This is a genomic window from Pseudomonas sp. AGC41 (assembly GCF_057334555.1).
Window position 1 is genome coordinate 63,340 of record NZ_JBHFJB010000039.1, and the last position, 6,918, is coordinate 70,257.

Below are 6,918 nucleotides of genomic sequence, written 5' to 3' on the forward strand. Positions count from 1 at the left end.
CCCCCCCCCCCCCCCACGGGTACGGCGGTTAGATAACCACCGGCACCGAGCTGTTATGCCACACCAGCACCTGGCTGACGCGGTTGTCGACGGTCTCGATGATTTCCAGCCGGTAGCGGCCAATCTTCAGGCAGACCGGGCTTTCAGGGATGGTTTCCAGCGCTTCGGTGACCAGGCCGTTGAGCGTCTTGGGGCCATCGCAAGGCAGGTGCCAGCCGAGGGTCTTGTTCAACTCGCGAATCGACGCCGCGCCCTCGATCATCAGGCGGCCATCGGGCTGGGGATGGACATGGGGGTTGTCGAGGCTGTGCTCGCTTTCGAACTCGCCGACGATTTCCTCGAGGATGTCTTCCAGGGTCACGATGCCCAGCACTTCACCGTATTCGTCCACCACCATGCCCAGGCGTCGCTGCTGCTTGTGGAAGTTGAGCAACTGCAGTTGCAGCGGCGTGCTCTCCGGGACGAAGTACGGCTCGTGGCATGCCGCCAGCAGCGCTTCCTTGGTCAGGCTCGCGTCCGCCAGCAGGTGGCGGATCTGGCGGGTGTTGAGCACCGCTTCGACCTGGTTGATGTCGCTGTGGAACACCGGCAGGCGGGTCCGACGGTTCAGGCGCAACTGTTCGATGATTTCGCCGATGGGGTCGTCGAGGTTGATCCCGTCCACCTCGCTGCGGGGCACGAGGATGTCGTTCACGGTGATGTTGTCCAGCGCGTGGATGCCGGAAACCGGATGGATCCGTCCGCTGTGTTCCTGTTCATGTTCGGCGCGCGGTGGTGCGGGCATCTCATCGTCACTTTGCTGGACCGCGCTGGTCTTGCGAGCAAAGGGGCGCAGCAGCAACTGGCTGAAACCGTTAAGTAGCCAGGCGGCCGGATAGACAATTTTCAGTGGCAAGGCGAGCAAGCTGTTGCCCAGGCTCAGTACCGCGTCAGGGTAGCGGGTCGCCACGGTGCGAGGCAGGTAGTCGGCAAAAACCAGCAACGCCGCGCTGCTGCCAAGCCAGGCCAGCCATGGGCCGTTTTCCAGCCAGGTAAAAATTGCCAGCCAGGTGCCGATTACCACGGCCAGGGCGCGACAAAGGGTATTGCCCAGGATCAGGCTGGCGATAGGGAAGTTCAGCTTCGCCAGTGGTTTGTCGCCAGCGCGCGACGCTCTGCGCTGCGCGAGCAGATACTGTTGGGCCGCTTCGATGGCGGTGAACAGCGCCGACCAAAGGATCAGCACGATCATGACCGCAAATAATGGCCCCAAGGGCAGCCTATCCATCAGCGTCGTCCATCAGACATGCAGGATGTATTCGCGGACCAGCTTGCTGCCGAAGTAGGCGAGCATCAGCAGGCAGAACCCGGCCAGGGTCCAGCGAATCGCCTTGTGGCCCCGCCAGCCGAGACGATTACGCCCCCACAGCAGCACGCTGAACACGATCCACGCCAGGCATGCCAGCAACGTCTTGTGCACCAGGTGTTGGGCGAACAGGTTCTCGACGAACAGCCAGCCGGAAATCAGCGACAGCGACAGCAGTGTCCAGCCGGCCCAGAGGAAACCGAACAGCAGGCTTTCCATGGTCTGCAGCGGCGGAAAGTTGCGGATCAGCCCGGACGGGTGCTTATGCTTGAGCTGGTGGTCCTGCACCAGCAGCAGCAACGCCTGGAACACCGCGATGGTGAACAGCCCGTAGGCGAGGATCGACAGCAGGATATGCGCGAGGATGCCCGGCTCTTCGTCGATGATCTGCACCGTGCCCGAGGGCGCGAACTGCGCCAGCAGCACCGTCGCCAGTCCCAGCGGGAACAGCAGCACCAGCAGGTTTTCCACGGGGATGCGCGAGCAGGCCAGCAGCGTCAGGGCAATCACCGCCACGGCAATCAGGCTGGCAGCGTTGAAGAAGTCCAGGCCCAGGCCGATTGGCGTCAACAAGTGGGTGACAAGGCTGGCCGCGTGGACGAGCACTGCCAGCACGCCGAGCGTGACCAGCAGGCGCTTGTTCGCCTTGGCGCCGGAGGCCAGGCGGGTGCCCTGATAGAAGGTCGCAGCGGCATAAAGACAAGCGGCGGCGAGGGAAGCAAGCAAGCTGGGTGACAAGGGGAGCATAAATCCTGTTAGGCAAGCCCGAAAGGCGCTGAGTTTGGCATAGAACCGCCACCGCACGAAAGACCACCGCAACCGACGGCGAGGTGTACGTCGCCCGCTTCTTCGCTATAATCCGCGACCTGCCCACGCCGCAGGCTCGCCGAGCACATATTTCACGGTCTGGGCCGCCATTATCCCGGTCTTATCTGGGCCTGAAAGGATCGCGCATGTTTGAAAACCTAACCGACCGTCTCTCGCAGACGCTGCGCCATGTCACCGGCAAGGCGAAACTGACCGAAGACAACATCAAAGACACCCTGCGCGAAGTGCGCATGGCGTTGCTCGAAGCCGACGTCGCCCTGCCGGTGGTCAAGGACTTCGTCAATTCGGTGAAGGAACGCGCCGTCGGCACCGAAGTGTCGCGCAGCCTGACGCCAGGCCAGGCCTTTGTGAAGATCGTCCAGGCCGAACTCGAAAGCCTGATGGGCGCCGCCAACGAAGACCTGAACCTGAGCGCCGTACCGCCGGCGGTCGTGCTGATGGCCGGCCTGCAGGGCGCGGGCAAGACCACCACCGCCGGCAAGCTGGCGCGCTTCCTTAAAGAGCGCAAGAAGAAGTCGGTGATGGTGGTGTCCGCGGACATCTACCGCCCGGCGGCGATCAAACAGCTGGAAACCCTGGCCAACGACATCGGCGTGACGTTCTTTCCGTCCGACCTGAGCCAGAAGCCGGTGGACATCGCCCAGGCTGCTATAAAGGAAGCGAAGCTCAAATTCATCGACGTGGTCATCGTCGATACCGCCGGTCGCCTGCACATCGATGAAGAGATGATGGGCGAGATCAAGGCGCTGTATGCCGCGATCAACCCGGTGGAAACCCTGTTCGTGGTCGACGCCATGACCGGCCAGGACGCGGCCAACACCGCCAAGGCCTTCGGCGACGCACTGCCGCTGACCGGCGTGATCCTGACCAAGGTCGACGGCGACGCCCGTGGTGGTGCCGCGCTGTCGGTACGCGCGATCACTGGCAAGCCGATCAAGTTCATCGGTATGGGTGAGAAGAGCGAAGCGCTCGAACCGTTCCACCCCGAGCGTATCGCCTCGCGCATCCTCGGCATGGGCGACGTGCTCAGCCTGATCGAGCAGGCCGAGCAGACCCTCGACAAGGACAAGGCCGACAAACTGGCCAAGAAGCTGAAGAAGGGCAAGGGCTTCGACCTCGAAGACTTCCGCGACCAGCTGCAACAGATGAAGAACATGGGCGGCCTCGGCGGCCTCATGGACAAACTGCCGAACATCGGTGGCGTGAACCTGGCGCAAATGGGCAACGCCCAGGGCGCGGCCGAGAAGCAGTTCAAGCAGATGGAAGCCATCATCAACTCCATGACCCCGGCCGAGCGCCGCGACCCTGACCTGATCAGCGGTTCGCGCAAGCGCCGTATCGCCATGGGTTCCGGCACGCAGGTGCAGGACATCGGCCGCTTGATCAAGCAGCACAAGCAGATGCAGAAGATGATGAAGAAATTCTCCGCCAAGGGCGGAATGGCCAAGATGATGCGCGGCATGGGCGGTATGTTGCCCGGCGGCGGCATGCCGAAAATGTAAAGAATCTGCGCCGGCGGTCATGTCGGCGTTGCCCCGCACGGATGCGGGGATCTCCAGTAAACCCGCGCTACGCGGGAGCTGACCTGCCGTTTTTCATGACGGCTCTACGGCAAATCTTGATTGCACGGCGCCAGGCGCTGGAAAAAGTCATTTGCAAAAGTCCGGATATTCCTTAGAATATGCGGCCTTTCGGGCACCTATGCCCGCTGTGCATTTAGATTTGCAGCACCGACTACAGGAACGATGTTCACATGCTAACAATCCGTCTTGCCCTTGGCGGCTCCAAAAAGCGCCCGTTTTACCACCTGACCGTAACCGACAGCCGCAATCCGCGTGACGGTTCCCACAAGGAGCAGGTTGGTTTCTTCAACCCTGTTGCCCGTGGTCAGGAAATCCGTCTGTCCGTGAACCAAGAGCGCGTAGCCTACTGGCTGAGCGTTGGTGCACAGCCTTCTGAGCGTGTTGCTCAGTTGTTGAAGGAATCGGCTAAGGCTGCGGCCTGAGCAATATGAACGCGACGCCAAAAGATGCTGATGATCTGATCGTTGTCGGCAAAATCTATTCTGTTCATGGCGTTCGCGGCGAAGTGAAGGTTTATTCCTTTACTGATCCGATCAAAAACCTGTTGGACTACAAAACCTGGACGCTCAAGCGCGAAGGTAGCGTGAAGCAGGTTGAGCTGGTCAGCGGACGCGGGAACGACAAGTTCCTGGTCGCAAAGCTCAAGGGTCTCGATGATCGTGAAGAAGCGCGTCTTCTGGCCGGTTATGAGATCTGCGTGCCGCGCAATCTGTTCCCTGAACTGACCGACGGCGAGTACTACTGGTACCAGCTTGTAGGTCTGAAGGTCATTGACCACCTCGGGCAACTGCTCGGGAAGATCGATCACCTGCTCGAGACCGGTTCGAACGATGTCATGGTGGTAAAGCCTTGCGTCGGCAGCCTGGATGATCGCGAACGCCTGTTGCCCTATACCGAGCAATGCGTGTTGGCCGTTGACCTTGCAGCAGGCGAGATGAAGGTGGAATGGGATGCGGATTTCTAGACGTGGCTAATCTGCGCGTTGAAGTCATCACGTTGTTTCCCGAGATGTTTTCCGCCATCAGCGAGTACGGCATAACCAGCCGCGCGGTGAAACAAGAGCTGTTGCAGCTCACTTGTTGGAATCCGCGGGACTACACCACGGATCGACATCACACTGTGGACGATCGCCCGTTTGGCGGTGGTCCGGGCATGGTGATGAAGATCAAGCCCCTGGAAGATGCGCTGGTTCAGGCCAGGACGGCAGCCGGGGAGGGTGCGAAGGTGATCTACCTGTCGCCCCAAGGCCGTCAGCTGACTCAGTCGGCGGTACGCGAGCTGGCGAAATCGGATGCGTTGATCCTGATTGCCGGCCGTTACGAAGGCATTGACGAGCGTTTCATTGAAGCTCATGTCGATGAAGAGTGGTCGATTGGCGACTATGTACTGTCTGGCGGCGAGCTGCCGGCGATGGTCCTGATCGATGCGGTTACACGACTGCTGCCCGGAGCTTTAGGGCATGCGGATTCCGCCGAGGAAGATTCCTTTACGGATGGTCTGCTGGATTGCCCGCACTACACCCGACCGGAGGTGTATGCGGATCAGCGTGTTCCCGACGTGTTGCTGAGTGGCAACCACGCGCACATCCGGCGTTGGCGTTTACAGCAGTCCCTTGGTCGGACCTATGAACGACGCGCCGATCTTCTGGAAAGCCGCTCGCTTTCTGGAGAAGAGAAGAAGCTGCTCGAGGAATACATCCGCGAGCGGGACGATAGTTAACAACGTATCGATGGTGAGTCCGATGACTTGCCTTAGGAGCACAGCATGACTAACAAAATCATCCTTGCACTCGAAGCAGAGCAGATGACCAAAGAAATCCCTCCCTTTGCCCCGGGCGACACCATTGTCGTTCAGGTGAAAGTGAAGGAAGGCGACCGTGCACGTCTGCAAGCGTTCGAAGGCGTTGTTATCGCCAAGCGTAACCGCGGCGTCAACAGTGCATTCACCGTTCGTAAAATCTCCAACGGTGTTGGCGTAGAGCGTACTTTCCAGACCTACAGCCCGCAAATCGACAGCATGGCTGTGAAGCGTCGCGGTGACGTGCGTAAAGCCAAGCTGTACTACCTGCGTGACCTGTCCGGTAAAGCAGCTCGCATCAAGGAAAAACTGGCTTAAGCCCAGCTTCCGATGCAAAAAAAAGCAGCCTGCGGGCTGCTTTTTTGTTGCCTGTGATTTGGTCTTTGCGCACCCTGCATGCTTCATTCCCGTTGAATTCATGCGCACTCGTATATTCAAGAGTCTTTATGCCTGCCATCGATCACCCGCTGATAGACCAGTTTCTCGATGCCCTGTGGCTGGAGAAAGGACTGTCCGATAACACTCGCGATGCTTATCGCAGCGACCTGGCCCTGTTCAACGGCTGGCTCCAGGAGAAGAACCTCGAGTTGGCCAATGCCGGACGGGAGTTGATCCTCGATCACCTGGCGTGGCGCCTGGAGCAGAATTACAAACCACGTTCTACGGCCCGGTTTCTCTCTGGTTTGCGCGGGTTCTATCGTTATTTGCTGCGGGAAAAGTTGATTGCGGTGGACCCGACCTTGCGCGTGGAGATGCCGCAATTGGGGCGTCCGCTGCCAAAATCCCTGTCGGAAGCCGACGTTGAGGCGTTGTTGGCGGCACCGGACCTCGGCGACCCCATCGGCCAGCGCGACCGCGCCATGTTGGAAGTGTTGTACGCCTGTGGCTTGCGCGTTACTGAACTGATCAGCCTGACGCTGGAGCAAGTGAACCTGCGCCAGGGCGTGTTGCGGGTGATGGGCAAGGGCAGCAAGGAACGCCTGGTGCCGATGGGCGAAGAAGCGATCGTCTGGGTCGAACGCTACATGCGCGATGCTCGTCATGACCTGCTCGGCGGGCGTCCCAGCGACGTGCTGTTTCCCAGCCTGCGCGGCGAGCAGATGACCCGTCAGACTTTCTGGCACCGTATCAAGCATCAGGCCAAGGTGGCGGGGATCAACAAATCCCTCTCGCCCCACACGCTGCGCCATGCCTTCGCCACGCACCTGCTCAATCACGGCGCCGACCTGCGAGTGGTGCAGATGCTATTGGGGCATAGCGACCTGTCCACTACCCAGATCTACACCCATGTGGCCCGGGCGCGGTTGCAGGACTTGCATGCCAGGCACCACCCGCGCGGCTGATTGAAGAACCCTGTGGGAGCGG

At 60.2% G+C, this 6,918-nt stretch carries 8 protein-coding genes; 6 read left to right on the top strand and 2 right to left on the bottom strand.

All coding sequences use genetic code 11. The features are described from left to right. Nucleotides 1-28: 28 nt before the first annotated feature. Together ACE04F_RS07270 and ACE04F_RS07275 are read right to left on the bottom strand one after the other, a co-directional pair. Nucleotides 29-1,267 carry an HlyC/CorC family transporter gene (locus ACE04F_RS07270; protein ID WP_486105606.1) on the bottom strand — a complete coding sequence of 413 codons (1,239 nt, stop codon included), beginning with the start codon at nt 1,265-1,267 and terminating at the stop codon, nt 29-31. Between the two features lie 12 nt (nt 1,268-1,279). After that, a complete protein-coding gene (locus tag ACE04F_RS07275) occupies nt 1,280-2,092 on the bottom strand; it encodes a cytochrome C assembly family protein (protein WP_486105607.1) in 813 nt (270 codons plus the stop codon). Nucleotides 2,093-2,298: 206 nt separating this feature from the next. Between ACE04F_RS07275 and ffh the strand changes: the two genes are divergently transcribed. The 6 genes from ffh to xerD all read left to right on the top strand — a co-directional run bounded on the left by ffh (nt 2,299) and on the right by xerD (nt 6,896). Beyond that, nucleotides 2,299-3,675: a signal recognition particle protein gene (gene ffh / locus ACE04F_RS07280; protein ID WP_486105608.1), complete on the top strand. Its 1,377-nt coding sequence runs from the start codon at nt 2,299-2,301 to the stop codon at nt 3,673-3,675. Nucleotides 3,676-3,926: 251 nt separating this feature from the next. Continuing rightward, nucleotides 3,927-4,178 carry a 30S ribosomal protein S16 gene (rpsP, locus tag ACE04F_RS07285; protein ID WP_003185073.1) on the top strand — a complete coding sequence of 84 codons (252 nt, stop codon included), beginning with the start codon at nt 3,927-3,929 and terminating at the stop codon, nt 4,176-4,178. Nucleotides 4,179-4,183: 5 nt separating this feature from the next. Continuing rightward, on the top strand, nt 4,184-4,720 hold the full coding sequence (rimM, locus tag ACE04F_RS07290; RefSeq protein WP_058544503.1) for a ribosome maturation factor RimM: 537 nt from the start codon (nt 4,184-4,186) through the stop codon (nt 4,718-4,720). Further along, the gene (trmD, locus tag ACE04F_RS07295; protein WP_434572025.1) at nt 4,702-5,475 is read left to right on the top strand and encodes a tRNA (guanosine(37)-N1)-methyltransferase TrmD; all 774 of its coding nucleotides are present in this window, start codon (nt 4,702-4,704) and stop codon (nt 5,473-5,475) included. Before rimM ends, trmD begins: the two co-directional genes overlap by 19 nt. Before the next feature lie 45 nt (nt 5,476-5,520). Further along, on the top strand, nt 5,521-5,871 hold the full coding sequence (rplS, locus tag ACE04F_RS07300; protein WP_305499028.1) for a 50S ribosomal protein L19: 351 nt from the start codon (nt 5,521-5,523) through the stop codon (nt 5,869-5,871). A 128-nt stretch (nt 5,872-5,999) separates the two neighbouring features. Then, a complete protein-coding gene (gene xerD, locus ACE04F_RS07305; protein WP_486105609.1) occupies nt 6,000-6,896 on the top strand; it encodes a site-specific tyrosine recombinase XerD in 897 nt (298 codons plus the stop codon). Nucleotides 6,897-6,918 lie beyond the last annotated feature (22 nt).